The sequence below is a fragment of the Rhizobium sp. FG96 genome (assembly GCF_057808655.1).
Genome location: NZ_JBMDIL010000011.1, coordinates 1 through 26692, shown reverse-complemented (window position 1 = coordinate 26692; position 26692 = coordinate 1). Strand labels below are relative to the sequence as shown.

The following is a 26692-nucleotide window of genomic DNA, read 5'->3' as shown; positions in this document are numbered from 1 at the left end:
ACGTCCCCGGATGAGCATCCATGAGCACCGTGACTGCGCCTGCGGCAAGCAGTGCCCCATTCATCAACCGCGATCGCGTGGTGGATTGGCTCGGCATCGCCCCATTCATCATCTTCGCCCTGCTGTTTCTGATCATCCCGACGCTCTATCTGGTCATCGGCGCGTTCTTCACGCCGGACGGTCAATTCACGCTGAAGAACATCGCCGATCTCTTCACGCCATCCATCCTGAGCGCATACTGGATCAGTATCCGCGTCTCGGTTGCCTCGGCTCTCGGCGGTGCGCTCATCGGCTTCTTCCTCGCCTGGGCCGTGGTGCTCGGCGGCCTGCCCGCCTCGGTGCGCGGCACGCTGCTGACCTTCTCGGGCGTCGCATCCAATTTCGCCGGTATCCCGCTCGCCTTCTCGTTCCTGGCGACGCTCGGCCGCACCGGCCTCGTCACCATTTTCCTGCGTGACTGGTTCGGCTTCAATCTCTACGGCACCGGCTTCAACCTGCTGTCCTTCTTCGGCCTGACCATCACCTACATGTATTTCCAGATCCCGCTGATGGTGCTGATCCTGACGCCTGCCCTCGACGGCATGAAGAAGGAATGGCGCGAGGCTGCCGAAATCCTCGGCGCCAGCAACCGCCAGTACTGGACGATGGTCGCCCTGCCGATCCTCTGGCCGAGCCTGCTCGGCACGACGCTGCTGCTCTTTGCGAACGCCTTCGGCGCCATCGCAACCGCCTACGCGCTGACCGGTTCGTCGCTGAACATCGTACCGATCCTGCTCTATGCGCAGATCCGTGGCGACGTTCTGCACAATGCCAACCTCGGCTATGCGATCGCGCTCGGCATGATCGTCATCACCGGCGTATCGAACGTCCTTTACCTCATGCTGCGCATGCGCGCTGAACGGTGGCAGAAATGAAGGGACAACGTATCGGCGCCTGGATCGCGATCATCATCGGCGCGACCTATTTCATCGTCCCGCTTCTCGGCACGCTCGAATTCTCGCTGCGCATGCGCCGCGACGGCTACAGCTTCGATGCCTACAAGTCGGTCTTCTCCGACGCGCAGTTCCAGCAGACCTTCGGCTATTCGATGCTGATGGCCCTGATGACCATCATCTTCGGCATGCTGCTCGTCGTGCCGACCGCCTATTGGGTGCGCCTGCGCCTGCCGCAGATGCGCCAGGTCGTCGAGTTCATCACGCTGCTGCCGCTGGTCATCCCGGCAATCGTCATCGTCTTCGGCTATCTGCGCATGTATAACTCGTCGTCGATCCTGCCGATGACGGGCTCGACCATGGGCACCAACGTGCTCTTGGTCTTCTCCTACATTACCCTGTCGCTGCCCTACATGTACCGCTCGGTCGATACCGCGATGCGCGCCATCGACGTGCGGACCCTGACGGAAGCCGCCGAAAGCCTCGGCGCCAAGTGGCCGACGATCATGTTCAAGTGCATCTTCCCGAACGTCATGAGCGGCGTCCTCTCCGGCGCCTTCATCACGCTCGCGATCGTCATGGGCGAGTTCACCTTCGCAGCCCTGCTCAACCGGCCGGCCTTCGGCCCGTATCTGCAGCTCGTCGGCGCCAACAAGGCCTATGAACCCTCGGCACTCGCCGTGATCGCCTTCTCCATCACCTGGCTCAGCATGGGCTTGCTCAATCTCGTCTCCCGCTTCGGCAAGGCCCGTCCGGCCAAGGCTTAAGGTATCCGTCTCATGTCATTTCTCACGCTGACCAACATTCAGAAGTCCTTCGGCCAGGTCCAGGTCGTCAAGAACTTCAACATGAATATCGAGAAGGGAGAATTCGTCTCCTTCCTCGGTCCATCGGGCTGTGGCAAGACCACGATCCTGCGCATGATCGCCGGCTTCGAAACGCCGACCGGCGGCGCGCTGACGATCAACGGCAAGGACCAGACCTCGCTGAAGCCGAACCAGCGCAATATCGGCATGGTCTTCCAGGCCTACGCGCTGTTCCCGAACATGACGGTGCACGACAACGTCGCCTTCGGCATGAAGGTCGCCGGCAAGCCGAGGGCCGAGATCGACGCCCGCGTGAAGGAAATGCTGGCGCTGATCCATCTCGGCCACCTCGCCGACCGTTTCCCCTACCAGATGTCCGGCGGCCAGCAGCAGCGCGTGGCGCTCGCCCGTGCTCTCGCCGTCAAGCCGCAGGTCCTGCTGCTCGACGAGCCGCTCTCGGCGCTCGACGCCAAGATCCGCGTGTCGCTGCGCGAAGAAATCCGGGCGATCCAGCGCCAGCTCGGCATCACCACGATCTTCGTCACCCATGACCAGGAAGAAGCGCTGTCGATCTCAGACCGCATCGTCGTCATGAACTCGGGCAAGGCCGACCAGATCGGCACGCCCTTCGAGATCTACAACACGCCCGCCACCCGCTTCGTCGCCTCCTTCGTCGGCACGCTGAACCTGATCGAAGCCAAGGTCGTCGACCCCGCCGCCAACCGCATCCAGATCGGCGATCAGGGCGTCACGCTGAAGCAGTCGGTCCAGACCTACAAGGCCGGCGACACCGTGCAGCTGGCGCTGCGCCCGGAAGCCGGTTCGCTCGCCGAAGGCGTCAAGAGCGATACGGCACTGACCGGCCAGGTCGTCTCCGCCCACTTCCTCGGTTCGGTCATCCGCACCCGCATGAATGTCGGCGGCAACGTCATTTCCTTCGACATGTTCAACAACCCGGGCGTCGCCCCGCCGCAGGCTGGCGAAACGGTAACGCTGCGCTTCATGGCGGCCGATCTGCTGGTGATCCGGGATTGAGAAGAGACTTGGCGAACGGACCAAGGCAGAAGCTGCGGCCCGGAGCCCCCTCACCCTAACCCTCTCCCCGCTGGGGAGAGGAAAAATCGGCGCTGCGGCACGCTCCCCTTCTCCCCTCCGGGGAGAAGGTGCCCGAAGGTTTCAGGTGCAACTCGTTGCACCGGAGATGAGGGGGCCACGCGCCGCAGCAATCGCGGCCAAGGCCGATAAACACCCCCACTGCCCTTGAAATACCCGCCCCGATGGCGCAAGGACCGACATATTACCGGTCCATAAAGAAGCGCAGCATCATGTCCCCCACCACGGCATCGCCGGCGGCCCCGCGCCGCCTCACCTCCCAGGATTTCCGCACCCTCGGTCTTTCGGCCCTGGGCGGCGCGCTGGAATTCTACGATTTCATCATCTTCGTCTTCTTCGCGACCGTTATCGGCGGCCTGTTCTTTCCGCCTGACATGCCCGACTGGCTGAAGCTGATCCAGACCTTCGGCATCTTCGCCGCCGGCTATCTGGTGCGCCCGATCGGTGGCATCGTGCTGGCCCATTTCGGCGACAAGTTCGGCCGCAAGCGAGTCTTCGCTTTCTCGATCCTGCTGATGGCGCTTTCGACGCTCGGCATGGCCGCGATGCCGACCTATGCCTCGATCGGCATTGCCGCGCCGGTTCTGCTGATCCTGATGCGCATCCTGCAGGGTGCGGCGATCGGCGGCGAAGTACCGGGCGCCTGGACCTTCGTGGCCGAACACGTTCCCTTCCGCCGCGTCGGTTTCGCCTGCGGCTTCCTCTGCTCCGGCCTGACGCTCGGCATTCTGCTCGGCTCGTTCATCGCGACGATCATCAATTCGGTCTTTACGCCCGAGGATGTCGCCGCCTATGCCTGGCGCATCCCCTTCTTCCTCGGCGGCATCTTCGGCCTCATCGCCGTCTATCTGCGCCGCTGGCTGCAGGAAACGCCGATCTTCGCCGAGATGAAGGAGAGCCGGTCGCTGACCCATGAACTGCCGCTGAAGGCGGTGCTGCGCGATTACCCGCGCGGCGTCATCATCTCGATGCTGCTCACCTGGATCCTGTCGGCCGGGATCGTCGTCACCACACTGATGACCGCAACCTTCCTGCAGAAGCTCTACGGCTACACCGCCCAGCAGTCGCTCGCCGCCACCAGCTTCGGCACGCTGTTCCTGATCTTCGGCACGGCGGCGGCAGGCGCCATCATCGACCGCACCGGCTCGGGCAAATTCTTCGTCTTCTCCAGCATCTTCTTCGCCGCCGCGACCTTCGCCTTCTACACCTATGCGGCCGTCTCGCTGACGGTGCTCTTCGTGCTCTACGCGATCATGGGCCTTGCCGTCGGCATGGTCGGCGGCGTGCCCTATGTGATGGTCCGCGCCTTCCCGGCCCGTGTCCGCTTCACGGGCCTGTCCTTCTCCTACAACGTCTCCTACGCCATCTTCGGCGGCCTCACCCCGCTCGCCGTCGCCTCGCTTCTGCCGGTCAACCCGATGGCGCATGCCTACTACCTGCTGTTCATCGCAGCACTGGCCTTCGTGCTTGGTCTCTACCTGATGGCGAAGGGCGACAGCGTCGAGGCGGAAGTCGGGATCGAGGAACTGACGGACAGGCTGGCGCAGAAGGCCTGATACGAGAAAGGGCGGCGTTGCCTTGGCAACGCCGCCCTTTATTTGTGAGTGCTGCGGTCCGGAGCCCCCTCACCCTACCCTCTCCCCGTGGGGGAGAGGAGAAGTCAGCGCCAGCGGGTGCTGCAGTCATCCCTTCTCCCCTGGGGAGAAGGTGGCCCGAAGGGCCGGATGAGGGGGCCACTAGCGCCAACGCCCCCGCCCCATCAATCCTACCTGATAGCCTGATCATTCCCATCGAACCGGTGCATATGCGCCTTGTCAGGCGTCGCGAACACCGCCTCATCCGGCTCATACTTGTGCTCGCCGAAGAGGCGCGCCGTCAGCAGGCCGCACTGGTCGGATTCCAGATAGACGATGGTGTCGGCGCCGAGATGCTCGACATGGACGATCTTCGCCTTCCAGGTGCCGCTGTCGCGCGACAGGGTCAGGTGTTCCGGGCGGATGCCGACGGTCTTCGCCTGGCCGTCGCCGAGCTTGTCGGCGGCGATGAAGTTCATCATCGGCGAGCCGATGAAGCCGGCGACGAAGGTATTGGCTGGGCGGTTATAGAGCTCCATCGGCGAACCGACCTGCTCGATCGCCCCGGCGTTCAGCACGACGATCTTGTCGGCAAGCGTCATCGCCTCGACCTGGTCGTGGGTGACGTAGATCATCGTCGCCTTCAGCTGGCGGTGCAGCTTGGCGATCTCCAGACGGGTCTGGACGCGCAAGGCAGCATCGAGGTTCGACAGCGGCTCGTCGAACAGGAAGAGTTCCGGCTCGCGAACGATCGCGCGGCCGATCGCGACGCGCTGACGCTGGCCGCCCGAAAGCTCGGCCGGACGGCGGGCGAGATAGGGCGCGAGCGACAGCATGTTCGAAGCGCCGGTGACGCGCTTCTCGATCTCGTCCTTCGGCGTACCGGCCTGCTTCAGGCCGAGGCCCATATTGTCCTTCACGGTCAGGTGCGGATAGAGCGCGTAGGATTGGAACACCATGGCGATGCCGCGCTTGGCGGGCGGCGTCAGCGTCTCGTCGCGGCCGTTGATCATCACGGTGCCCGAGGTCACATCCTCGAGACCGGCAATGCTGCGCAGAAGGGTGGACTTGCCGCAGCCCGACGGGCCGACGAAAATGACGAATTCGCCGTCATTGACCTCAAGGTCGATGCCCTTCAGCACCTCATGAGTGCCGTAGGTCTTGCGGATGGATTTGAGTTGAAGCGATCCCAAAGTCGAATTCCTTACAGCTTGACGGGCTTGCCGGTGCGCGCGCTCTCGTCGGCGGCCAGGCAGATGCGCAGCGACGCCACGGCGTCGCCCATGTGGCGGGTGAGGTCCATATCCTCGCGGATAGCCTTCAGCATGAAGGCCTGCTCGCGGTCGCAGAGCTCCTGATGGCCGGGCTCGCCCGCCATCGTCATATCCTGATCCGGCTTGATGAACTTGCCATCGGGACCGGTCTCGGCGCTATGCAGGCGGATGACCGAGGTCTTGGTATGCGTGTCGATATCGTCGGACTTGGCGTTCGGATCCATGACGATCGACACCGCCCCGTTCGGCGACATCACATCCTTCACGAAGAAGGCGGTCTCCGAAATCATCGGTCCCCAGCCGGCCTCGTACCAGCCGCAAGAACCGTCTTCGAAGATCACCTGCAGGTGGCCGTAATTGTACATGTCAGGCGCGATCTCGTTGGAGAGACGCAGGCCCATGCCGCGCACTTCCACCGGCTTCGCATCGGTGATCTGGCACATGACGTCGACATAGTGAACGCCGCAATCGACGATCGGCGGCGTCGTCTGCATCAGCGACTTGTGCGTTTCCCAGGTCGGGCCGCTGGACTGCTGATTGAGGTTCATGCGGAACACATAGGGGCCGCCGAGCTTGCGGGCTTCCTCGATCAGCTTGATCCAGGACGGGTGGTGGCGAAGGATATAGCCGATGACGAGCTTGCGCCCGGCCTTCTTCGCAGCCGCAACGACCCGCTCGGCATCGGCGACCGTCGTTGCCAGCGGTTTCTCGACGAAGACGTCGCAGCCAGCCTCGAAGGCGGCAACGGCGTAGTCGGCATGGCTGTCCGAATAGGTGCAGACGGCGCAGAGGTCCGGCTTCAGCTCGGCAAGAGCGGCATAGAAATCCGGATGGATCTTGTAGCCTGCGAGCGCCGGATCGAGCTTCGGCGTCGAGCGATTGACGAGACCGACGATCTCGTAGCCCGGATTGTTGTGATAGGCGAGCGCGTGGCTGCGGCCCATATTGCCGAGACCGGCGACGAGGACGCGGACGGGCTTCTGAGAACTGCTCATTTCACTGCTCCAGAGGTGATGCCGCGGATCAGCTGCCGCGAGAAGATGACGTAGAGAACGAGGATCGGCAGGATCGCCAGCGACAGTGCCGCCAGAACCGCGTTCCAGTTGGTCACGAACTGACCGATGAAGATCTGGCTTCCGAGCGTCACGGTCTTCGTCGCTTCGGCCGGCGCCAGGATCAGCGGGAACCAGAGATCGTTCCAGATCGGGATCATCGTAAAGACGGCGACCGTCGCCATGGCCGGACGCACCAGCGGCAGCACGAGGCGGAAGAAGATCGCATATTCGGAGAGGCCATCGATACGCCCGGCATTCTTCAGGTCGTCGGAGACCGTGCGCATGAATTCCGAGAGAATGAAGATCGCCAGCGGTATGCCCTGCGCCGTATAGACGAGGATCAGCGCCGTCAGCGTGTTGACGAGACCGGCAGCCACCATGCCCTGCAGGATCGCGACCGTGCCGAGACGGATCGGGATCATGATGCCGATCGCCATGTAGAGACCGACGAGCGTATTGCCCTTGAAGCGGTATTCGGAGAGCGCGAAGGCCGCCATGGCGCCGAACAGCAGCACCAGGAAGATCGACACGATGGTGACGATGAAGCTGTTCTGGAAATAGAGCGCGAAGTCCCCCTGCCCCAGAACCGTCTGGTAGCCGACAAGGCTGAAGGTCGACGGCGTCGGCACCTGCAGCGGCGAGCGGAAGATCGCGTTGCGGTCCTTGAACGAGTTGATGATCGTCAGGAACACCGGGAAGATCGCGATCAGCGTGTAGCCGATGAGCGCCAGATGCACGAGACCGGTGCGGATGGGAGAAGTGCGGGCTTTGTTGGACATGTCGCGCTCCTCAGAACTGGTACCGGCGCATACGGCGCTGGATGGCGAAGAGATAGAAGGAAACGCCGGCAAGGATGATGACGAACATCACGGTGGCGATCGTCGCGCCCATCGACCGGTCGCCGAGCTGCAGCTGGAAACCGAAGAAGGTGCGATAGAGCAGCGTGCCCAGAATGTCGGTCGACATATCGGGGCCGGCCAGCGCGCCCTGCACGGTGTAGACAAGGTCGAAGGCGTTGAAATTGCCGACGAAGGTGAGGATCGAGATGATGCCGATCGCCGGCAGGATCAGCGGCAGCTTGATCTTCCAGAACTGCGCCCAGCCGGTAATGCCGTCGCATTCGGCAGCCTCGATCACTTCTTCCGGGATCGAAAGCAGCGCCGCATAGATCAGCATCATCGGGATGCCGATATACTGCCAGTTGGAAATCAGCGAGACGGCGATCAGCGCCGGGCCGGACTGGCCGAGCCAGGGCGCAAACAGCCCCTTCATGCCGACAAGGCCCATCAGCCAGGGCGCAACGCCCCAGATCGGCGACAGGATCAGCTTCCAGATGAAGCCGACGATGACGAAGGAGAGCAGCGTCGGCAGGAACATGGCGGTGCGGTAGAAGGCGACGAAACGCAGCCGCGGCGTCGACAGGAGAGCCGCCAGCGCAATGCCGATCGGGTTCTGCACGCACATGTGAATAACGAAGAAAATCAGGTTGTTGACCAGGGCGTTCCAGAAGTCGTGCGCCCAGCGCGCGTCTCCGAACAGCACCTTGTAATTCGCCAGCCCGACAAAGGTCGATTGCCCATCGACCAGATTGTAGAACGAAAGCCTGAGCGTTTCGATCAGCGGCAGGATCATGATCGCCGAATAGACGACGAATGCCGGAAAGAGAAAGACGCCGATATGCCAGCGCACGGGGCGCTTGATCGGAGTGATGTCGGGGTTTGCGGCTTCGCTCATTGGCCCTCGCCTTATTGCTATTGGCTGACGTCGAAGCGCAGCGCAGATGAATCTCGGGGACGGTCAGGTGCCCTCTGATGCGTCATGCCGTGGGCATGACGAAAGACCCCTTCTGGCCTGCCGGCCATCTTCCCCACAAGGGGGAAGACAACTCGCGGCATGCTTCCCTCCCTGCCGTTTGCCGCAGGCACGCTGCGGCAAAAGCCCCTCCCCCTTGTGGGGAGGGGTTGGGGAGGGGTTTTCGCGTTACTTGCCCGGCTTGTACCAGCTGTCGAGGCCCTTCTGGAGCTTCTCGCCGGCAACGGCAGGCGTGTCGGTGCCGTTGATGACGTTGGCCGATTCAACCCAGGTCTCGTTTTCGAGGTTCGGGGTGCCGCGCGACAGGATCTGGTAGGTCGAGCGGACGGTCGACTTGTACGGGCCACGCCAGGAAACGAATTCCTGAGCCAGCGGATCGCTCATCTTGACCGGGTTGGAGTTCAGGCTGAAGAAGCCCGGCAGCGAGTTCGCGTAGATGTCGGCGAATTCGCTGGAAGCGACCCACGACAGGAACTTCTTGGCTTCTTCGGCATGCGCGCTCTTGGCATTCAGGCCGACACCGATATCCGGATGGTCGGAGATGTAGCCCTGGTCGCCAGCCTTCGGAACCGGCGGCGGGAATGCGCCCATCTTGAACTGAGCCTGGCTGTTGAACAGCGCGATTTCCCACGAACCGGCTGGGTAGATTGCTGCACGGCCGAGCGTGAAGAGGTTCTGGCTGTCCGAGTAGGTCTGGGCTTCGAAACCGTCGCCGAGGTAAGGCTTCCACTTGGCAAGCTCTTCGTAGGGCTTGACCCAGTCGGCATCCGTCAGCTTCTGCTTGCCGGAGATCAGAGCGGCGCGGCCGTCTTCACCCTTCCAGTAGTTCGGACCGATGTTCTGGTAGCCCATGGTTGCGGCTTCCCAGAGGTCCTTCGTGCCCATGGCGAGCGGGATATACGTGCCGTCAGCCTTGATCTTGTCGAGAGCGGCGAAGAACTCGTCTTCCGTCTTCGGAACAGCGATGCCGAGCTTGTCGAAGGCATCCTTGTTGTAGATGAAGCCGTGGATAACGGAGGCCATCGGTACGCAGAAGGTGGACTTGCCGTCGTCGGTCGACCAGGCAGCCTTGGCAACCGGCGTGAAGTTTTCCATGCCCGGGAGGCTCGTCAGGTCGGCCAGCTGCTTCTTGTTGAATAGCTCGAGCGAAGCGTCGAACGGACGGCAGGTGATGATGTCGCCTGCGGAACCGGCGTCGAGCTTGGCGTTCAGCGAAGCATTGTACTCAGTCGGAGCGGTCGGAGCGAAGACGATCTTGATGCCCGGGTTCTTGGCTTCGAATGCCGGGATGATCTTTTCCTGCCAGATCTGCAGGTCGTCGTTACGCCAGCTTTCGACCGTCAGCGTCACATCGGCGCCATAGGCGAAACCGGCGGACGTCAGCAGGCTCGAAGCCAGCAGCAGGCTTTTCAGAGCAGTGTTTTTCATTTCCCTCTCCTGTTTTAAGCGCCATCCGGCGCCTCTTTGGTTCTGAAACAAGCAATCGGCGTGTCTGAGGAAACACCCAACGCCCCCTTTCGAGGATCGCCAGGGTTGGCGGTCCCTTAAGCTCGAACCGGCGAAAAAGGCGCAAGGCCTCCGGCCGGACTGCACCCTCCCAATACGCAAAGCGGGGCGCGGTATTCTCATGGGGAAGAGCTGATGACTGCGGGGCGGCGGATTGCCCGATAGGCGATCCCAAGCCTGATACAATCGTCTTCAGGAGCGTCGCGGCCGCTGATTTTCGTGCCGGTGTAAATTTGCCCCTGTTTGCTGTTCCCTTTTTCAGAATTAAGTCCAAAAAAATACCAATTGTCCAGCCGAATTTAACTTTTGGCGGTCCGAATTTTCATAAAAAATTTTTATTATTTAAAATCAACATGATAGAAATATGAAATTTTCGAGCCAATTTTGCTTGGTAAATGGTATTTTTTTGGTATGGTAATAAAAACGACGGGAACAGCGTTATCCGGGGGTCCGATGACGGAACTGGCAATCGGCATTGATGGTGGCGGATCGAGCTGCCGCGCCGCGGTCGCAGACCGGACCGGCAAGATTCTGGGCCGCGGCACCGCTGGCCCCGCCAATATCCTGTCCAATCTCGAGGGATCGCTCGAGAACATCATTCTCTCCGCGAAAGAGGCGCTGCGCGACGCCGCACTGGCGCCTGAAACCGTTTCCAGCGTCTCCGCCGTCGTCGGCGTCGCAGGCGCCAATGTCGGTGACTACGGCAGCCGCATCGAGAAAGCCCTTCCCTTCGCCGACGGCAAGGTCGTCACTGACGCGCTGATCGCGCTGCAGGGCGCGCTCGGCGATTCCGATGGCGTGATCGGCGCCTTTGGCACCGGCTCCGTCTATAACGCGCGCCGCAACGGCAAGGTCAGCGGCATCGGCGGCTGGGGCTTCATCGTCGGCGACCAGGCAAGCGGCGCCCGCCTCGGCCGCGACCTGCTGGAACGCTCGCTGCTGGCTTATGACAAGGTGCACAAAGGCTCCGCCCTTACGGCCAAGGTCATGGCCGAGTTCGCAAACGATCCCGAAAAGCTCGTCGAATTCGCCCATGTCGCGAAACCCAAGGATTTTGCGCGCTATGCGCCTGCGGTCTTCGAACATGCCGGTAACGGCGACGACGTGGCCGCCGGCATTGTCCGTGATGCGGCGGCCGCGATCGGCGAAAATCTCGACGCACTGATCTGGCCCGGATGCCCGGCGATCTGCCTGCTCGGCGGCCTCGCCAATGCCTACCGCCCCTGGCTCGCCGAGCGCCATCTGGCATTGCTCGCCGAACCGAAGGGCGATGTCTTACAGGGCGCCATCGAACTGGCCGTCAAGCGCCTGAACGTCGAGACGCGGGGTGCGGCATGACCGAAGATCTCTCCACCATCCTCTCGCCAGAACGCGTCCAGGCCGGCGGCACCGGCCCGCTCTACGTCAAGCTCCGCCGCACGCTGGAAGAAGCCGTGCGCAAGGGCACGCTCGGCCATGGCGACGCCCTACCCCCGGAGCGCGATATCGCCGAATTCGCCGCCGTCAGCCGCGTCACCGTCCGCAAGGCGATCGACGATCTCGTCGCCGATGGCTTGCTGGTGCGCCGCCATGGCTCCGGCACCTTCGTCGCCAAGCCGGTCTCCAAGGTCGAGCAGCGCCTGTCGCAGCTGACATCCTTCACCGAAGACATGGCCCGGCGCGGCATGACCTCGCGCTCCGAGTGGCTGCACAAGGGCATCCACACGCCCTCACCCGACGAAATGATGATCCTCGGCCTCGGCACCGACATCAAGGTTTCGCGCCTCTCGCGACTTCGCATCGCCGACGACCAGCCGCTCGCCATCGAAAACGCCAGCGTCTCCGGCGAATTCCTGCCCGACCCGTCCGTCGTCACCACCTCGCTCTATGCCGAGCTCGAACGCCGCCAGGTCCGCCCGACCCGCGCCGTCCAGCGCATCTCCGCCACCAACATGAAGGAAGCCGACGCCCACCTCCTCGGCGTCCCCGTCGGCGCCGCCGGCCTGTCGATCGAACGCATCTCCTACCTCGCCTCCGGCCGCGCCGTCGAATTCACCCGCTCCCTCTACCGCGGCGACGCCTATGATTTCGTCGCCGAACTGACGATCGGCACCTAGTTAGCGCCGATCGCATTGAAGAGCCGCTCGCCCGACGCTATTCCTTGAGGTCATGACGACAGCACCCAGAATTTCCGTCCTCGACGCCGTTTCCGATCCGGGCAATCCGGCAAAGGCAAACGAAGACCGCCTCGGCCACAACGAGGCATGCGCCTTCGTCATCGACGGCGCGACCGGTCTCGGCGATCGCCAATATGTCGATCCTGACGGCAGCGATGCCGCCTGGATTGCGGCGCGTTTCGCGGACGCTTTTCAGCACGGCATCACCCGCGATACCACAATCCCGGATATCGCCCGCGTGGCATCGGAAGACGCCCTCAAGAGCTTCACCGGCAGTCATCCCGACGTCCCCCGCTACGCCTGGCCGCTCTCAGCCTTTTCAATGGTGCACGCGACGCACGACGCCTTCGCCTTCTACGGCCTTGGCGACTCCTGCGTCTTTCTGCTTCAGGAAGACGGTTCGGCAAGCCTCCACACGGCGATACCCGGCGCCTATGCGCGGGAGCAGGAGCACGCGCGCAGCCACATCGCCCGCACCGGCGGCATCAACAATGGCGGCGGCGCCCTCGCCGACCCCGAGACGCTGGCCGCACTTCGCCGCCACCGCGAGAGCCAGAACACACCCGGCGGCATCTGGACGCTCGGCCTCGTTCCCGAGGCAGCCGACCACCTCTTCCATGAGCCGCTACCGGTCAGAACCCGCGCCCACGCCATCATCTGCAGCGACGGCCTGGCCGATCTCGTCGTGCTTTATGCGCTTTACGATGCGGTAAGCCTGGTCCGAACGGCGCTCGACAGAGGACTGCGCCCGATGATCGACGAACTTCGCCGCCTGGAACGCGAAGTCGATCCCGACGGCCTCCGCTATCCCCGCTTCAAGCAGAGCGACGACACGACGGCGATCTTGGTGGAGCTCACGACGTAGAGAGAAATTACCATAATTTCAAAAAGATAAGGGCGGAAAGTGAATCACTTTCCGCCCTTCTTGATTCAATCTCTGAAGACCACAGCCCGAAATCAGGCCGCGTCCTCGATCTCGTCGCTCACTTTGGCCGGCACATAGTTGAGCACCGGTCCGAGCCAGCGCTCGACCTCGGTGATCTCCATGCCCTTGCGCGCAGCATAGTCTTCCACCTGGTCCCGCTCCACCTTGGCGACGCCGAAATAGTAGGAGTCGGGATGGCCGATATAGAGGCCGGAGACGGAGGAGCCGGGCCACATCGCATAGCTCTCGGTGAGCTTCACGCCGGCGGTGTTTTCCGCGTCGAGAAGTTCGAACAGCGTCTTCTTCTCGGTATGGTCGGGCTGCGCCGGGTAGCCGGGCGCCGGGCGGATACCGGCATATTGCTCGGTGATCAGCTCGTCGTTCGAGAGCGTCTCGTCCTTGGCATAGCCCCAATATTCGCGGCGCACCTGCTCGTGCATGCGCTCGGCAAAGGCTTCAGCGAAGCGGTCGGCCAGCGCCTTGACGAGGATCGACGAGTAATCGTCGTTCGCCCGCTCGAAGCGCTCGGCAATCGCCACTTCCTCGATACCGGCGGTAACGACGAAGCCGCCGACATAGTCCTCGAGTCCCGTCGCTTCGGGCGCGACGAAATCCGAGAGAGCCACATTCGGGCGCCCATCGCGCTTCGACAGCTGCTGGCGCAGCGTGAAGAAGGTCGCGAGTTCTTCCTTGCGGGCATTATCCTTGAAGAGGCGGATATCGTCGCCGACGGCGTTCGCCGGCCAGAAGCCGATCACGCCGCGCGGGCGGAACCACTTCTCGTCGATGATCTTCTTCAGCATCGCCTGCGCATCGTTCCAGAGCGCACGCGCCGCCTCGCCCTGCTTCTCGTCTTCGAGAATGGCCGGATACCGGCCGCGCAGTTCCCAGGTCTGGAAGAACGGCGTCCAGTCGATATAGCGGGCGATATCGGCGAGATCGTAGTCCTCGAAAACCTTGGTTCCCAGGAAGCTCGGCCTGGTCGGTTTGTAGGCAGACCAATCGACCTGATGGGCATTTTCGCGGGCACGCGAGAGCGGCAGGCGCACCTTCTCCGCTTCGCTGCGCGCATGCGCGGCAGCGACCTTGGCATATTCGGTGCGGATATCGGCGACATACCCATCCTTGTTCTCGGGCGACAGCAGCGACGAGACCACGCCGACGGCGCGGCTGGCGTCGGTCACGTAGATCGCCTGGCCCTTGCTGTAACCCGGATGGATCTTCACCGCCGTATGCACGCGGCTGGTCGTCGCCCCACCGATCAGCAGCGGGATATCGAAGCCCTGACGCTCCATCTCGGCCGCCACATGCACCATCTCGTCGAGCGACGGCGTGATCAGGCCGGAAAGACCGATGAGATCGACCTTCTCGGCAACAGCCGTCTCGAGGATCTTGGTCGCCGGCACCATGACGCCGAGATCGATGATCTCGTAATTGTTGCAGGCGAGAACGACGCCGACGATGTTCTTGCCGATATCGTGCACGTCGCCCTTGACGGTCGCCATCAGGATCTTGCCGGCAGATTTCTGCTCGCTGCCGCCGTTCAGCCGCTTCTCTTCCTCCATATAGGGAAGCAGAACGGCAACGGCCTGCTTCATGACGCGGGCGGACTTCACCACCTGCGGCAGGAACATCTTGCCGGAACCGAAGAGATCGCCGACGACATTCATGCCGGCCATCAGCGGACCCTCGATGACATGCAGCGGACGCGCAGCCTTCTGGCGTGCCTCTTCGGTATCGGCTTCGATATATTCGGTATTGCCGTTGACCAGCGCATGCTCGAGGCGCTTCTCGACCGGCCATTCGCGCCAGGAGAGATCCTGAACCTTGGCTTCCTTGCCGCCGGCGCCGCGGAACCGTTCCGCGACCTCCAGCAGCCGCTCGGTGCTGTCGGCGCGGCGGTTCAGCACGACGTCTTCGCAGGCTTCGCGCAGCTCCGGATCGATGTTGTCGTAGACGGCCAGCTGTCCGGCATTGACGATACCCATGTCCATACCCGCCTGGATGGCATGGTAGAGGAACACGGCATGCATCGCCTCGCGCACCGGCTCGTTGCCGCGGAACGAGAAGGACAGGTTGGAGACACCGCCGGAAATATGCACCAGCGGCATTTCCTTGCGGATCGTCCGGGTCGCCTCGATGAAGTCGACGCCGTAATTGTTGTGCTCTTCGATACCGGTCGCGACAGCGAAGATGTTCGGATCGAAGATGATGTCCTCAGGCGAAAGGCCGGCTTCTTCGGTCAGCAGCTTGTAGGCGCGGCGGCAGATTTCGACCTTGCGGTCATAGCTGTCCGCTTGTCCGGTTTCGTCGAACGCCATGACGACAACGGCGGCACCATAGCGATGCAGGAGCTTCGCCTGCGCCAAGAAATTCTCCTCGCCTTCCTTCAGCGAGATGGAATTGACGATCGGCTTGCCCTGAACGCATTTCAGGCCGGATTCGATGATCTGGAACTTCGACGAGTCGATCATGACGGGCACGCGGGCGATATCCGGCTCCGCGGCGATCAGGTTCAGGAACTCGACCATCGCCTTTTCGGAATCGATCAGGCCCTCGTCCATGTTGATGTCGATGACCTGCGCGCCGTTCTCGACCTGATCGCGGGCGACATCCAGCGCCGTCGTGTAGTCGGCATTGGTGATCAGCTTGCGGAACTTGGCCGAACCGGTGACGTTGGTGCGCTCGCCGACATTGACGAACGGGATATCCTTCGTCAGCTCGAAGGGCTCGAGGCCCGACAGCGACATGAACGGACGATGTTCCGGGATCGGACGCGGCTTGTACTTGGCAACCGTCTCGGCGATGACGCGGATATGCTCCGGCGTCGAGCCGCAGCAGCCGCCGACGATGTTGACGAGACCTTCGCGAGCGAAGCCCTCGATCTGCGCCGCCATCAGTTCAGGCGTTTCGTCATACTGGCCGAATTCGTTCGGCAGGCCGGCATTCGGATAGGCGCAGATGAAGGTATCGGCGACGCCCGAAAGCTCCTGCAGATGCGGGCGCATGGCGTTGGCACCGAGCGCACAATTCAGGCCGATCGTGAACGGATTGGCATGGCGCACCGAGTTCCAGAAGGCAGACGGTGTCTGGCCGGACAGCGTGCGGCCCGAGAGGTCTGTAATCGTGCCGGAGATCATCACCGGCAGGCGAATGCCCTTGGCTTCGAAGCGCTCCTCGCAGGCAAAGATCGCCGCCTTGGCGTTCAGCGTATCGAAGATCGTCTCGATCAGGATGATATCGGCGCCGCCATCGATCAGGCCGTCGATCTGCTCGCCATAGGCGATACGCAGGTCGTCGAAGGAAACGGCGCGGTAGCCGGGATTGTTGACGTCGGGCGAGATCGAAGCCGTACGGTTGGTCGGGCCGATGGCGCCGGCCACAAAACGGCGGCGGCCATCCTCGCGCTCGGCGCGTAGCGCCGCGCGGCGCACGATCTCGGCGCCTTCCTTGTTCAGCGCGTAAACCTCGCCTTCCATTTCGTAATCGGCCTGCGCGATGCGGGTCGAGGAGAACGTGTTGGTTTCGAGAATATCGGCGCCGGCCTTGGCATATTTATAATGGATCTCTTCCAGCGCGGCGGGCTGGCTGAGGATCAGAAGGTCGTTATTACCCTTCTGATGGCATGCGCAGCCGATGAACCGGTCGCCACGGAACTGGTCCTCATCGAAGCCCAGGCCCTGGATCTGCGTGCCCATGGCGCCGTCGAGAACGAGGATGCGCTCGCTAGCGGCTTTCTTAAGCGCTGCGAACACTTCACTGCCGTCGCGTTTTGCCCCATCGGGACCGAAAAGATTGTCGAACACGGGCGGACTCCTTGCGTCGTTCAAGACCAGGGTGATGAAATCACATAAAGATATCTTTATGTCAATATATGCCTGTCACAAGAATGGATTACAAGGCGGGGCGGCGTGACAGACTCGGCGGACCTCTATATAGGCGTTCCGCAAGGCTTTGTGCATGAAATCGGAGGAGCGACATGGCATCGGCAAACGGCAGCAGCGGTCTCGGAAACTGGACGACCCGCGCCTATCACCGCAACTGGCTCCTGGCCCAGGCAAACGGCCTTTTCGATTTCTTCCAGCACCAGTCGATCAACCCGAAGGGCGGCTTCTACGATCTCGATGATCAGGGCAAGCCGCTCGACGCCGAGGGTCAGGTGCGCAGCATCCATATCGCCGCCCGCGCCGTCCACTGCTTTGCCGCCGGTACCCTGCTCGGCCGTCCGGGCGCATCTGATGTCGTCGACCACGGCATGGACTATCTCTGGAACGATCACCGCGACCGCAAGAACGGCGGCTATTTCTGGTCCCTCGACAATAACGGCCCCGTCGATTCCAACAAGCAGGGCTATGGCCACGCCTTCGTGCTGCTCGCCGCATCCTCGGCCAAGACCATCGACCATCCGCTGGCCGACGGCATGCTTGCCGATATCACCGAAGTCCTGAACACCCGCTTCTGGGAGGCCAGGCACGGCGCCATCGCCGAGGAATTCACCGCCGACTGGCAGCCGCTCGATGGCGGCAATTACCGCGGCCAGAACTCCAACATGCACCTGACGGAAGCGCTGATGGCCGCCTTCGAGGCAACCGGCGACCGCGAATATCTGACCAAGGCCGAAAGCATCGCCGATCTCGTCATCCGCCGCGCGGCGGGTTCGGTCGGCTGGCGCGTTGCCGAGCATTTCGGCGCCGACTGGAGCCTCGACAAGAGCTACTACCACCCGAACGAGATGTTCCGCCCGGCCGGCACCACGCCCGGCCACTCGCTGGAATGGGCCCGCCTCATCCTGCAGCTCTGGGTTCTCGGCGGCAAGAAGCTGGACTGGCTGCCGGATGCCGCCAAGGGCCTGTTCTCGCAGTCGATGGCGCTCGGCTGGGACAATGACAAGGGCGGTTTCTTCTATACGCTCGATTGGGACGACAAGCCCGCCAAGCGCAACAAGCTCTGGTGGCCGGCCTGCGAAGCGGCAGCCGCCGCCCACTTCCTCAACGAGCACCTGCCGAGCGATTTCCACGAGGAAAGCTACCGCAAGGTCTGGAACGTCATCGAACGCTGCTTCATCGACCACGAAAACGGCGGCTGGCACGAAGAACTGACGGAAGACCTCGTGCCCTCGCACAGCCTCTTCCCCGGCAAGGGCGACATCTATCACGCCCTGCAGGCCTGCCTGATCCCGCTCTTCCCGGCGACCGGCAGCATCACCAAGGGCATCATCGAAGCCGGCGGCAAGCTCTAAGCATCAGAACCATTTCCGCTCCGGCGGGAATGGCCGCATGCATTATCCGAGCCGCAGCGAATCCAGATCCTTCGCCAGCATCAGCGCCAGCGCCTCGACCGCGAGATTGTGGTCGTCGCGCTGCGGCAGACCCGATACGGTGACCGCGCCGATGCAGCCGGTGCCCTTCACATTGATCGGGAAGCTGCCGCCATGGGCGGCGTAATCGGCGCTCGAAAGCCCGTTATCCTCGATCGTCTTGCCATCGGATTTCAGCTTCAAACCGCAGGCATAGCTGCTCTTCAGATAGCGGAACACCATGTTGCGCTTGCGCCGGACCCACTGGACATTGTCGGGCGTCGCGCCCGGCAGCGCCGCGTAGAACACCTGCATCGAATGCAGCGACACATCGATCGCCACCTTCAGCCCCCGGTCGGTCGAAAGCTCCTGTAGCAGCTTGCCGAGCTGCCAGGCGCTCGTCAGGTCGAAGCTGTCGAAGGCGAGCACCTTTTCCTGTTCGGCGATGCGAACCAGATCATCCTCGATGGTCATCACAGGCACTCCTCTCCTCATACGACTAGGAGAGAACATCCGCAGGGCGCAGAAAAAAGTAAAGCGAAATCGTAGTGATAGCCGTGCCCGGGCGAGAGCGCCTAGTGCGGCATGGTGGCCAGCGCCCCGATGATCTCCTCGGGCCGCATCGGCTCGCTGGCGCGCAGCTTCACCTTCCCGTCGCGATCGAGCAGGATCAACCCGAACTCCCCGGGCTGCGGTCCCTGCAGATCCTCGCGCAGCTCGTCGGCATCCAGATCATGCGGATCGTCGAACAGCGGAAAGACGCCGCCGCCGGCAACGTTGAACACTTCGATATCCTCTTCGATGAAGCGCAGATGCGCCTTGCGCAGCAGATCGTCCTGCTTGCTGGCGCGGTCGTCCTCGGCATCGGCAAATACCAGCAGCACCCGCTTCTTGCCGGCAAACTGCCTGAGGCATCTCGGCGCCGCGATCTTGTGCGGAACCGTTCCCAATATCTCGCGTACGAATGATTTCAGCATGAGGCTCGTCCTTCCTATCACCATCAACGGCTGGAAGCGTGAGCGGTTCCCGTACGGGGTGGGACCGCCGCAAGGCAGCGATCCCGGCAGCCTGAAAGGCTATTCGCGGGATTCGCGCGGATCGGCGCGTCCCTGGATGGCAACGACATCGGTCCCGCCATTGGCGAGAAGCCGCTTGCGAACCAGAACGCGCATGACGCGCGCCGCCGTCGAGAAGGTCATCTGGTCGAGAGGACCCTCGCCTTCCCAGGGCTTGGTCAGCCGTTCGGTGACGGCACCGACGATATTCATCGGCACGATGTCATCGCATTCGCGCATAGCTTCGAACACCATGCTGATCGGCAGGACCTTCCCTTCGAAGGTCACGATCGGTTCAGTGAGTTCCGTATCCCATTCTTCGAAGGCATAGAGAGCCTCACGGAAGAGTTCCTGAAGGGTGAACGGGGCGTGTCCGTTGTGAAGTGGCGGCAAGGCATTCGTCATGTCTGTCTCCTCTTGGCAGGGATGAAGCCATTTCCTCCTCATCGGCCGGGAATTAATGCGGAAAACAGAACTCGGGTTCCCTCGCGCGGCCGAATAACACGATCGATTTTATAGTGTAACACTCGCGTGATAAAGCCTTTTATGCCCACGCCTTGGAAAAAGCCGCCGCCAGAAACAGTTAAGCCGTTGATATCGCTTAACGATACCAACGGCTATTTTACCGCCGGAAGCCGATGTCAGCGCTTACTGCTCGAGCGCGAAGGTGACATTGACCGTAACATTATAGGTGTTCTCGCCGCCCTGAACCGGCACCGAGGCATCGGCGGCCTCCTTCATCATCGCGGCGCGATAGACCGGCTGCGGCATCGGGCGGGCGCTGTTTTCGCTGATTTCGAGGATCCGGCCGAGCTTGACGCCCGCCGCTTCCGTCAGCGTCTTCGCCTTCTTCAGAGCCGAGGCGACCGCATCCTTGCGCGCCTCGTCGATGACGGCTTCCGGCTTGTCGTTCGTGAAGGTGATGTCGCCGCCCTGGTTGATCCCCAATGTCACCGACTGGTCGATGATGCCGCCGAGCTTGGAAAGATCGCGCACCCGCACGGTGATTCCATTCGAAACCTGGTAGCCGATCAGCTCCGGCTGCTTCGGCTGGCCGTCGGTGCTCTGCGGATAGTTATATTGCGGCTGCACGGAGAAACCGGCCGTCTGCAGGTCCTTCTCGGCAATCCCGCCCTTCTTCAGCGCCGCCAGCACCTCGGTCATCGCCTTGTTGTTCTCGTCGAGTGCCTCGCGCGCCGTCTTCGCCTGCTTGACGACGGAGAGATTGACGATCGCCATGTCCGGCGCCACCGAAGACTGCCCGTCCCCCGAAACCATGATGACAGCCTCACGCGGCTTGGAATCATCGGCAATCGCCGCCGCCGTCACCGGCAGCACGGCCGCCGCCGTGATCAAAAGACCGAGCGCGAGTTTCCTGGTATTCTGCAGCGCCATGATTCACTCCTTGGTTGTCGCTACCCCTTTCTCTTCTTTGGCCATTGATTGTGAAGCTATTGCGGCAACATCTTGTCGCTGCATCCGAATTACGCTAGAGCGAAACCGCTGCGGGGAACCATTGCCCCGAAGCCAGCGCAGGCGCCTGCGCCAGGGCCTGTAGCTCAATGGTTAGAGCCGGCGGCTCATAACCGCTTGGTTGGGGGTTCGAGTCCCTCCGGGCCCACCATCGACTTTTTTCTGCAATAAAATCAATGACTTAGATGGCAAATATGGGTCCCACTACAGGACGCAGCTGGTAGATTTGCTGGTACGAAATCAGCATCCCGGGACCCGTACCAGCACGACTCACGATTCCGCTAAGCGATTCAAATTATTAAAGAATCTGTTGTGAAGCTAATACTCGTGAGTCCCACCCGTTGCGGGTTCGAGTCCTCTCCACCCTAAGACACCGCCGAAATTTGCTGGTACGGCCACTCGCGCCAGGCGACGGTTGAATCCTGAAATTCAACAATTAGTTGAATAGGCATCCTCTGGTGTAATAGAATCGGCGCAACGACAAATCACAGGAAAGATCATGCGCCCAGGATTCCTCGACACCCAAATGTACCTCGGGGATTGTCTCGACCTGCTGAAACAGATGCCATCCAACAGCGTCGATCTGGTTCTTTGCGATCTCCCTTACGGAACAACGCGAAATAAGTGGGATAGCGTGCTCGATCTCAACGCATTGTGGCCTGAGTACCGTAGGATCTGCAAAGGCGCGATCGTGCTTACTGCACAGACGCCTTTCGACAAAGTGTTAGGGGCGTCAAATCTTCGTATGCTCCGTTACGAGTGGATATGGGAAAAGACGCACCCGACAGGTCACATGAACGCCAAAAAAGCTCCGATGAAGGCGCATGAAAATGTACTGGTTTTTTACGACCGGAAGCCGACGTACAACCCGATCAAAACCACAGGCCATATCCGCAAGACGGCGACGAAACGAAAAGACGACACGCCCAACTACGGCAGACAGGAGTTTGTAAAGCTCCCCTACGATTCGACTGAACGTTATCCGAGAAGCGTCCAAGTGTTTGCGAGCGACAAGCAGCGCAGCAAACTTCACCCCACCCAAAAGCCAGTGGCGCTGATGGAGTACCTGATCCGCACTTACACCAACGACGGCGACCTGGTCCTCGACAACTGCATGGGCAGCGGTACGACCGGCGTGGCATGCGCGAACACCGGCAGGCGGTTCATCGGGATGGAGTTGGACGAGGACTACTTCGCTATAGCTAAAGACCGTGTCGAGACGGCATACCGTGAGCGGCTACCGCAGCCAGTCAACGACAACGACGTAGACTGGAATTCTTGGCGGGCATTCATTTTGAGCTGATCGTCCACAGAAATCCCATGCGATCTCAAAAAAGTGCTGGTATCGGTGCTGGTATCAGCCACTTGACCAAAGTGAAAAGTTGAGCAATAACAAAGCACTAAGGCAGATTTCCCGGTTCCTCCGGGCCCACCAATTCCGTCTTCGGACGTTGTTTTTCCATCATTTTTTCCTCGATTTGTCTCACCGGAATTCCGGCTCGATGAAAGTGGGACATTTTTGCGGGCCACATGGCTCTTGCGCCGGTCAAATCCGGCATCGATCAGCAGCTTGGATTGGGCGGCTTTTGTGTAATGCTGCGCCATCTTGGAATCAGACCAGCCGAAGATCGCCATCAATTGATGTTCGGTTGCCCCGGCCTCGGCCAGGATCGTAGCGGAGGACTTTCTGAGGCCATGCGACGAGCATTCCGGCAGGCCGGCATTGTTGCACCACTGGCGCATCTTGTTGCCGAAGCCGTTTGACGAGAACGCTTTGCTATACTCCGTGACGAGAAAAGTCGGCTCGTCATGCCTCATTGCATCGAGGGCTTCCCGCAACTCATCCGTGACAGGGAGGCTCAGCCGCTGGACATGATGCGCAGCGCCCTTCAGCGGGGAAAACTCGATGCGTTCGCCAATCAGGTTCTTCCAGCCAAGCTTGACGAGATCGGAGCGCCTGACGCCCAGGTTCAGCATCAGCTCCATAGCCAGTCGGGCCATCGAGCCGACCGGATAGGCATCGCGAAAGTGCGCCAGTTCCGCTTCACTCCAGGTGTGGAAGCCGGCAGATTTATGAATTTTCGTGACGCCCGCCACCGGATTGAACGTCGCGAGATCCGCGCCAATCGCCCAGTTGAACAACGCCCTGAGATATTTAATGAGCTTGTCCGCCGCACCTGGCGTCTCGGCTCGCGCCATCTGGCTGGCTTCGATGTCCGATTTGCGAAGCTTGGCGAAAGGCAGATGGCCGACCTTGTCGCAGTAACGATTTAGGACGCTTTTCTTGTCCTTCTTTGTCGCCGTCGCCTGGCTCTGGAATGCCTTGGACCGGTAATAGTTCTCGACCAGCCAACGGACCGAACCGGGCTCAAGACGCGAGATAGGAACAACCTTTTCACCTCGCTCACCGACGAAAACGCGATGATACTCCTCAGTGAAGGCCTGCGTTAGTCGCCGAACACCTCACGGGTACTGCGGTCCTTCTTGTCGATGGGCGTGCCGGTGAAAGCGAGCATGCAGGCATTGGGCAGGCCGGCGCGCATCCGGGCGGCGAGCGCGCCATATTGAGTGCGGTGGGCTTTGCGCCGCATCATTGGCAACAATCGCCAATGCGGAACAGCGGAGCACTGTTGCAGGTCCGGTGAATGACGCTGTCGAGCTATGCCGCCAGGAGGCTGTCGCGGAAGGGAAGCTTGCCGCGAAGACGGAGGCGCCGCTCATCGACGCGTGTATGGCAAGAGAAAAGTTCAAACTCAAACCAGAATGCAAAGAAAGGGAGCGAGATGGCTCCTGCTATTCCAGAAGCTTCTGGTCTTCACTAGGCTTCTGAACTCGGGCGGGATAGAACCAGGACCAACCTCCCCGCAACGGATTCGCTTTCAACCCATTCCGGTGGGTTGAAACGCGGATATAGTAGCCCCAATAATTCCCTTTTATGGGCCATCAGCTTTCGCCGTCGGCCCCTGATCGTTGATTGCCATCGGAGATCAAGTCATACCTCGCTGGAAGAAGCCTACAAAGGACGAGGTATTAGCTAACCGGCGTGAAATTGCCGAGCGCGCGCGCATTGGCGATTTACGCTTACCTGATGCCTTGATTCAGATCCGGAAAGGCTTGGGCATGACGCAAGCCGAATTTGCCGGAATGCTTTTCCTGCAAAAGCGGCAAATCGCTGAGATTGAAGCTGGAAAGGCAAATCCGACGCTTGCCACCTTGCAGAAGATTGGCAGGCTATTCGGTTTCGAAGTTGGCTTTGTCCCTCGAAACCCCGATCTGCCGAAGTAGCCCCGGACATACTGAAACTCGTCTTTGCGGCACATGCAAACCGCCTATCTTTTTGGGCGTAGCAAATCAATGGACCGCCAGGCCGTGTCTGACGGACGGCGGCATTCCCAAAATCGCCAGCCATTTACGTGGTTGCCTGTGATGCTGTAGGCGGCTTCAGAGGGGCTATTCTGCACCCTCCCATTCTCATCAACCCAAACACCGCCCTTGATCGCCCCTGTATATGTCTGCCCTTTATATGTGGCACGGAATTGGGTCCCTTCGGGGAACTCGGCACCCTTGTAAACCAGGGCTCCAAGGTTCTCGGTGACGTTTTCAGGACTCTTCTGTTCGCCGAGACTCAATAACTGCCTGAGGACGTCATTGCAGGTCATTTCCTCTGTTTCGCGGCGAATGGTGAGGGCCTTGTAGACTTCAAAATCCACGTCGATAGTGGCCATTATTATCTCCTTTTTTTGCTTTAAGCGAAAATAGTAGTTTTAAGAGAATAAATCAAGACCGCTATTTGCCTCGCTGCTGTGCAGCGATGTCTGGTTTTGAGATGATTCACCGCGAGCCGGTCGCGCGCGCTGCGACCGAGGCTACAACTCAATATTTGGGTTATGTCGGCGGTGTTGAGTTAAATGCTCAGGGCCACGAGTTTGGCACGCTCTGCGATCAAAGCCGCTACGTGATTTAACGTCACAGAATCGGCGGCAAGTGGGGACATATCTTCTGATAATCGGGGAATCGCGTCCCCTGTGACATCGGTTAGTTCTCTCACCCGACGGCGTACTAAGAGCAAGCCGACACCTGTCTCCTTGGAGAAAGCCTGCCAACCATCAGCGTCCATATCGGCAAGCGTTGCGCGCTTCCCGATCCGCATAGCCATTTTCGGTGAAAGATCTGGATAGGTGACCGTGGAAAGTAGGTCGTACAACGGAGCCATTCTCGGCCCCTGGTCGTCATATAGAATTGAGAAGTTTTTTCCGTGGGCGTCTGCGTTTCCGACAATGAGGTTGAAAATCACAGCATCCAAGAGCTTGGCGATGTCAGTGCTCGGCCGCTCTGCGACCCGACGCAACAGCTCGAAGCAATCCTTAAAGGTCGGCCCGCCCTCGCTGGCATACTTCGTTTCGGGTGGCACACTAAGTGCTTGGCAGAAGTCCTCCTGGTGAATGCGGCGAACCACACCATCGGCGTCGCGAAAACGATCATAGCGCTCAACCAGGAGAAATGGGCGCCCATTCGCGGACCTTGCTTCAACCGGTGCGACATCGAGGCCGATCGCTGCAGCGAGTTTCATTACGAAGGCTTCGTTTTCAGTTGTTCCTGGGAAGCGCGCGATTGGCGGTTTCAGAATGTGCGTTGTTGCTTGGCCGGGAACTGGAAGGGCAAGCTGGCCGTCAATCAAAACAAGCGGCACTTTAGATTGCGCACCGGCGAGCGATAGCCTCAGGCCTTCTTGGCCGGCCAATAGCGGCCGTGTTGGAAGTGCATCGAGTATCCGAACAATCTCGGCATCGTCCAGATATGCCGGTCGCTGGCCCGTGATCGGTCCTGTCGTTACCGGCTCCTGATCTTCTGGCAAAAGCTGAAGGGCGCCGGCGACGTCGCCGCCCAGGCGATCGAGAAGCGCGAAGTCGTTCGCAGGTGAAACCCCCAATGCTTGCGCCGCAACAAGGCGTTGGCTTTCCTCGGGCAACAAGCCGCCGAAAAATGGTCGGCATTCACGGCGAGAAAAACGCTCCGGGCGCTTTGGGAGGGAGGCAGAAAGCGGAAGGGCCTTTTCGTCATCAAGCCAAGCTTCGGTGTAGGCAAAGCCGATATCGCCATGTCTGTCTTGGGTGAATTGCCCGACAATGCGACCATCCCACCAGACATTGAGAACTCTTACCGTCATTTTCTACGCTCCCCAGGAGCCAAAATATCGATCGAACAACCGAGCGTTTGCAGAACCTGCAAGACTTTTCCGATCTGTGCTGTCGGCTTGCCTGCTTCGAGATCGACGATAAACCGGAGGCCTACGCCCGAAACGCCGGCAAGCTCATCCTGCCGCAAGTTTTGCTCCTTGCGTGTGCTGCGGACCAGAGCGCCGATGTCGGTTGGACTTCTGACGTGTTTTGCCATTTTTATCTCCCGATCGGGAAAATAGCATCATATCAGCGGACTTGTCGAGTAAAATTTCCCGATCGGGAATTTCAAGAAAACTGCATCTCATATCGGCCAAAATTTTCCCGATCGGGAATAACACTAAGCGTAGCTGGGTTGTATGGCGGGCACGGTTGAAACTGGATAGCTGATTTTCGGCAATGTCTTTAGGTGTGATGACACCACTGCCGTCGCCGTACTCGAGCCCATTGGATATGATGTAGACAAGCGGGTAGAGTTTGTTATGGAGTGCTCCCCGTTTCACCGGACAGGTCGGCTAGATTGATTTAGCCCTGATGA

At 60.8% G+C, this 26692-nt stretch carries 24 protein-coding genes, 1 tRNA gene and 1 pseudogene; 11 read left to right on the top strand and 15 right to left on the bottom strand.

The window, feature by feature from the left end; all coding sequences use genetic code 11:
• Positions 1 to 20: 20 nt before the first annotated feature.
• The 4 genes from ACODR6_RS21135 (at position 21) to ACODR6_RS21120 (ending at position 4407) form a co-directional block, all read left to right on the top strand.
• Entirely contained in the window at positions 21 to 914 is an 894-nt protein-coding gene (locus ACODR6_RS21135; protein WP_112715554.1) for an ABC transporter permease, read from the top strand.
• On the top strand, positions 911 to 1699 hold the full coding sequence (locus ACODR6_RS21130) for an ABC transporter permease (RefSeq protein WP_112715556.1): 789 nt from the start codon (positions 911 to 913) through the stop codon (positions 1697 to 1699). Before ACODR6_RS21135 ends, ACODR6_RS21130 begins: the two co-directional genes overlap by 4 nt.
• A 12-nt stretch (positions 1700 to 1711) precedes the next feature.
• A complete protein-coding gene (locus tag ACODR6_RS21125) occupies positions 1712 to 2773 on the top strand; it encodes an ABC transporter ATP-binding protein (protein ID WP_489024259.1) in 1062 nt (353 codons plus the stop codon).
• A 290-nt stretch (positions 2774 to 3063) separates the two neighbouring features.
• The gene (locus tag ACODR6_RS21120) at positions 3064 to 4407 is read left to right on the top strand and encodes an MFS transporter (protein WP_489024257.1); all 1344 of its coding nucleotides are present in this window, start codon (positions 3064 to 3066) and stop codon (positions 4405 to 4407) included.
• A gap of 209 nt (positions 4408 to 4616) precedes the next feature.
• Here ACODR6_RS21120 and ACODR6_RS21115 read toward each other — a convergent pair whose 3' ends face one another.
• The 5 genes from ACODR6_RS21115 to ACODR6_RS21095 form a co-directional block, all read right to left on the bottom strand.
• On the bottom strand, positions 4617 to 5618 hold the full coding sequence (locus tag ACODR6_RS21115) for an ABC transporter ATP-binding protein (protein WP_489024255.1): 1002 nt from the start codon (positions 5616 to 5618) through the stop codon (positions 4617 to 4619).
• Between the two features lie 11 nt (positions 5619 to 5629).
• Entirely contained in the window at positions 5630 to 6694 is a 1065-nt protein-coding gene (locus ACODR6_RS21110) for a Gfo/Idh/MocA family protein (RefSeq protein ID WP_489024253.1), read from the bottom strand.
• A complete protein-coding gene (locus ACODR6_RS21105; protein WP_112715564.1) occupies positions 6691 to 7533 on the bottom strand; it encodes a carbohydrate ABC transporter permease in 843 nt (280 codons plus the stop codon). The genes ACODR6_RS21110 and ACODR6_RS21105 overlap by 4 nt, the downstream gene beginning before the upstream one ends.
• Positions 7534 to 7543: 10 nt before the next feature.
• Positions 7544 to 8488, bottom strand: a complete 945-nt coding sequence (locus ACODR6_RS21100) for a carbohydrate ABC transporter permease (protein ID WP_112715566.1) — start codon at positions 8486 to 8488, stop codon at positions 7544 to 7546.
• Between the two features lie 246 nt (positions 8489 to 8734).
• A complete protein-coding gene (locus tag ACODR6_RS21095; RefSeq protein ID WP_489024250.1) occupies positions 8735 to 9994 on the bottom strand; it encodes an ABC transporter substrate-binding protein in 1260 nt (419 codons plus the stop codon).
• 531 nt (positions 9995 to 10525) lie between these two features.
• Here ACODR6_RS21095 and ACODR6_RS21090 point away from each other — a divergent pair.
• The 3 genes from ACODR6_RS21090 to ACODR6_RS21080 are packed head-to-tail and all read left to right on the top strand — an operon-like array spanning position 10526 to position 13093.
• Positions 10526 to 11410 carry a glucosamine kinase nucleotide-binding domain-containing protein gene (locus ACODR6_RS21090; RefSeq protein ID WP_489024248.1) on the top strand — a complete coding sequence of 295 codons (885 nt, stop codon included), beginning with the start codon at positions 10526 to 10528 and terminating at the stop codon, positions 11408 to 11410.
• Positions 11407 to 12168 (top strand): GntR family transcriptional regulator, encoded by a 762-nt coding sequence (locus tag ACODR6_RS21085; protein WP_130277957.1) that lies wholly within the window; start codon positions 11407 to 11409, stop codon positions 12166 to 12168. The genes ACODR6_RS21090 and ACODR6_RS21085 overlap by 4 nt, the downstream gene beginning before the upstream one ends.
• A 52-nt stretch (positions 12169 to 12220) precedes the next feature.
• Positions 12221 to 13093: a hypothetical protein gene (locus tag ACODR6_RS21080; protein ID WP_489024246.1), complete on the top strand. Its 873-nt coding sequence runs from the start codon at positions 12221 to 12223 to the stop codon at positions 13091 to 13093.
• A gap of 92 nt (positions 13094 to 13185) precedes the next feature.
• Here ACODR6_RS21080 and metH read toward each other — a convergent pair whose 3' ends face one another.
• Positions 13186 to 16959 carry a methionine synthase gene (gene metH / locus ACODR6_RS21075; RefSeq protein WP_489024244.1) on the bottom strand — a complete coding sequence of 1258 codons (3774 nt, stop codon included), beginning with the start codon at positions 16957 to 16959 and terminating at the stop codon, positions 13186 to 13188.
• Positions 16960 to 17132: 173 nt separating this feature from the next.
• Between metH and ACODR6_RS21070 the strand changes: the two genes are divergently transcribed.
• On the top strand, positions 17133 to 18392 hold the full coding sequence (locus ACODR6_RS21070; RefSeq protein ID WP_489024242.1) for an AGE family epimerase/isomerase: 1260 nt from the start codon (positions 17133 to 17135) through the stop codon (positions 18390 to 18392).
• A 42-nt stretch (positions 18393 to 18434) separates the two neighbouring features.
• Here the strand turns inward: ACODR6_RS21070 and ACODR6_RS21065 are convergent, their stop codons facing one another.
• The 4 genes from ACODR6_RS21065 to ACODR6_RS21050 form a co-directional block, all read right to left on the bottom strand.
• Positions 18435 to 18923, bottom strand: a complete 489-nt coding sequence (locus ACODR6_RS21065; protein WP_112715580.1) for a heme-degrading domain-containing protein — start codon at positions 18921 to 18923, stop codon at positions 18435 to 18437.
• A gap of 101 nt (positions 18924 to 19024) precedes the next feature.
• On the bottom strand, positions 19025 to 19426 hold the full coding sequence (locus tag ACODR6_RS21060; RefSeq protein ID WP_489024239.1) for a DUF4174 domain-containing protein: 402 nt from the start codon (positions 19424 to 19426) through the stop codon (positions 19025 to 19027).
• 99 nt (positions 19427 to 19525) lie between these two features.
• Positions 19526 to 19909, bottom strand: a complete 384-nt coding sequence (locus tag ACODR6_RS21055; protein WP_489024237.1) for a BRA0787 family protein — start codon at positions 19907 to 19909, stop codon at positions 19526 to 19528.
• A gap of 243 nt (positions 19910 to 20152) precedes the next feature.
• Positions 20153 to 20899, bottom strand: a complete 747-nt coding sequence (locus tag ACODR6_RS21050) for an SIMPL domain-containing protein (protein WP_489024235.1) — start codon at positions 20897 to 20899, stop codon at positions 20153 to 20155.
• Positions 20900 to 21052: 153 nt separating this feature from the next.
• Between ACODR6_RS21050 and ACODR6_RS21045 the strand changes: the two genes are divergently transcribed.
• Together ACODR6_RS21045 and ACODR6_RS21040 are read left to right on the top strand one after the other, a co-directional pair.
• Positions 21053 to 21128: transfer RNA gene (locus ACODR6_RS21045), tRNA-Ile, on the top strand.
• A gap of 348 nt (positions 21129 to 21476) precedes the next feature.
• Entirely contained in the window at positions 21477 to 22280 is an 804-nt protein-coding gene (locus ACODR6_RS21040; RefSeq protein ID WP_489024233.1) for a DNA-methyltransferase, read from the top strand.
• Here ACODR6_RS21040 and ACODR6_RS21035 read toward each other — a convergent pair.
• Together ACODR6_RS21035 and ACODR6_RS21030 are read right to left on the bottom strand one after the other, a co-directional pair.
• Positions 22166 to 23176, bottom strand: a complete 1011-nt coding sequence (locus ACODR6_RS21035; protein ID WP_489024231.1) for a tyrosine-type recombinase/integrase — start codon at positions 23174 to 23176, stop codon at positions 22166 to 22168. The two genes, ACODR6_RS21040 and ACODR6_RS21035, sit on opposite strands and share 115 nt — an antisense overlap.
• Positions 23177 to 23427: 251 nt before the next feature.
• A pseudogene (locus ACODR6_RS21030) lies at positions 23428 to 23562 on the bottom strand (hypothetical protein); the annotation flags it as partial.
• A 409-nt stretch (positions 23563 to 23971) separates the two neighbouring features.
• Between ACODR6_RS21030 and ACODR6_RS21025 the strand changes: the two are divergent.
• Positions 23972 to 24262, top strand: a complete 291-nt coding sequence (locus tag ACODR6_RS21025; RefSeq protein WP_489024549.1) for a helix-turn-helix domain-containing protein — start codon at positions 23972 to 23974, stop codon at positions 24260 to 24262.
• Positions 24263 to 24306: 44 nt separating this feature from the next.
• Here ACODR6_RS21025 and ACODR6_RS21020 read toward each other — a convergent pair whose 3' ends face one another.
• From ACODR6_RS21020 to ACODR6_RS21010, 3 genes are all read right to left on the bottom strand, one after another.
• The gene (locus ACODR6_RS21020) at positions 24307 to 24702 is read right to left on the bottom strand and encodes a hypothetical protein (protein WP_489024229.1); all 396 of its coding nucleotides are present in this window, start codon (positions 24700 to 24702) and stop codon (positions 24307 to 24309) included.
• Between the two features lie 179 nt (positions 24703 to 24881).
• Positions 24882 to 26144 (bottom strand): type II toxin-antitoxin system HipA family toxin, encoded by a 1263-nt coding sequence (locus ACODR6_RS21015; protein WP_489024227.1) that lies wholly within the window; start codon positions 26142 to 26144, stop codon positions 24882 to 24884.
• On the bottom strand, positions 26141 to 26371 hold the full coding sequence (locus ACODR6_RS21010) for a helix-turn-helix transcriptional regulator (RefSeq protein ID WP_489024225.1): 231 nt from the start codon (positions 26369 to 26371) through the stop codon (positions 26141 to 26143). The genes ACODR6_RS21015 and ACODR6_RS21010 overlap by 4 nt, the downstream gene beginning before the upstream one ends.
• Between the last annotated feature and the right edge of the window lie 321 nt (positions 26372 to 26692).

Excerpts from the sequence above, each read along its gene's own strand:
- ACODR6_RS21125 (WP_489024259.1), top strand. The coding sequence starts at position 1,712 with ATGTCATTTCTCACGCTGACCAACATTCAGAAGTCCTTCGGCCAGGTC.
- ACODR6_RS21135 (WP_112715554.1), top strand. The coding sequence starts at position 21 with ATGAGCACCGTGACTGCGCCTGCGGCAAGCAGTGCCCCATTCATCAAC.
- ACODR6_RS21035 (WP_489024231.1), bottom strand. The coding sequence starts at position 23,176 with ATGGCGCGAGCCGAGACGCCAGGTGCGGCGGACAAGCTCATTAAATAT.
- ACODR6_RS21080 (WP_489024246.1), top strand. The coding sequence starts at position 12,221 with ATGACGACAGCACCCAGAATTTCCGTCCTCGACGCCGTTTCCGATCCG.
- ACODR6_RS21130 (WP_112715556.1), top strand. The coding sequence starts at position 911 with ATGAAGGGACAACGTATCGGCGCCTGGATCGCGATCATCATCGGCGCG.
- ACODR6_RS21040 (WP_489024233.1), top strand. The coding sequence starts at position 21,477 with ATGCGCCCAGGATTCCTCGACACCCAAATGTACCTCGGGGATTGTCTC.
- ACODR6_RS21010 (WP_489024225.1), bottom strand. The coding sequence starts at position 26,371 with ATGGCAAAACACGTCAGAAGTCCAACCGACATCGGCGCTCTGGTCCGC.
- ACODR6_RS21070 (WP_489024242.1), top strand. The coding sequence starts at position 17,133 with ATGGCATCGGCAAACGGCAGCAGCGGTCTCGGAAACTGGACGACCCGC.
- ACODR6_RS21055 (WP_489024237.1), bottom strand. The coding sequence starts at position 19,909 with ATGACGAATGCCTTGCCGCCACTTCACAACGGACACGCCCCGTTCACC.
- ACODR6_RS21015 (WP_489024227.1), bottom strand. The coding sequence starts at position 26,144 with ATGACGGTAAGAGTTCTCAATGTCTGGTGGGATGGTCGCATTGTCGGG.
- ACODR6_RS21110 (WP_489024253.1), bottom strand. The coding sequence starts at position 6,694 with ATGAGCAGTTCTCAGAAGCCCGTCCGCGTCCTCGTCGCCGGTCTCGGC.
- ACODR6_RS21105 (WP_112715564.1), bottom strand. The coding sequence starts at position 7,533 with ATGTCCAACAAAGCCCGCACTTCTCCCATCCGCACCGGTCTCGTGCAT.
- ACODR6_RS21120 (WP_489024257.1), top strand. The coding sequence starts at position 3,064 with ATGTCCCCCACCACGGCATCGCCGGCGGCCCCGCGCCGCCTCACCTCC.
- ACODR6_RS21060 (WP_489024239.1), bottom strand. The coding sequence starts at position 19,426 with ATGCTGAAATCATTCGTACGCGAGATATTGGGAACGGTTCCGCACAAG.
- ACODR6_RS21090 (WP_489024248.1), top strand. The coding sequence starts at position 10,526 with ATGACGGAACTGGCAATCGGCATTGATGGTGGCGGATCGAGCTGCCGC.
- ACODR6_RS21085 (WP_130277957.1), top strand. The coding sequence starts at position 11,407 with ATGACCGAAGATCTCTCCACCATCCTCTCGCCAGAACGCGTCCAGGCC.
- ACODR6_RS21020 (WP_489024229.1), bottom strand. The coding sequence starts at position 24,702 with ATGGCCACTATCGACGTGGATTTTGAAGTCTACAAGGCCCTCACCATT.
- ACODR6_RS21050 (WP_489024235.1), bottom strand. The coding sequence starts at position 20,899 with ATGGCGCTGCAGAATACCAGGAAACTCGCGCTCGGTCTTTTGATCACG.
- ACODR6_RS21100 (WP_112715566.1), bottom strand. The coding sequence starts at position 8,488 with ATGAGCGAAGCCGCAAACCCCGACATCACTCCGATCAAGCGCCCCGTG.
- ACODR6_RS21095 (WP_489024250.1), bottom strand. The coding sequence starts at position 9,994 with ATGAAAAACACTGCTCTGAAAAGCCTGCTGCTGGCTTCGAGCCTGCTG.
- ACODR6_RS21065 (WP_112715580.1), bottom strand. The coding sequence starts at position 18,923 with ATGACCATCGAGGATGATCTGGTTCGCATCGCCGAACAGGAAAAGGTG.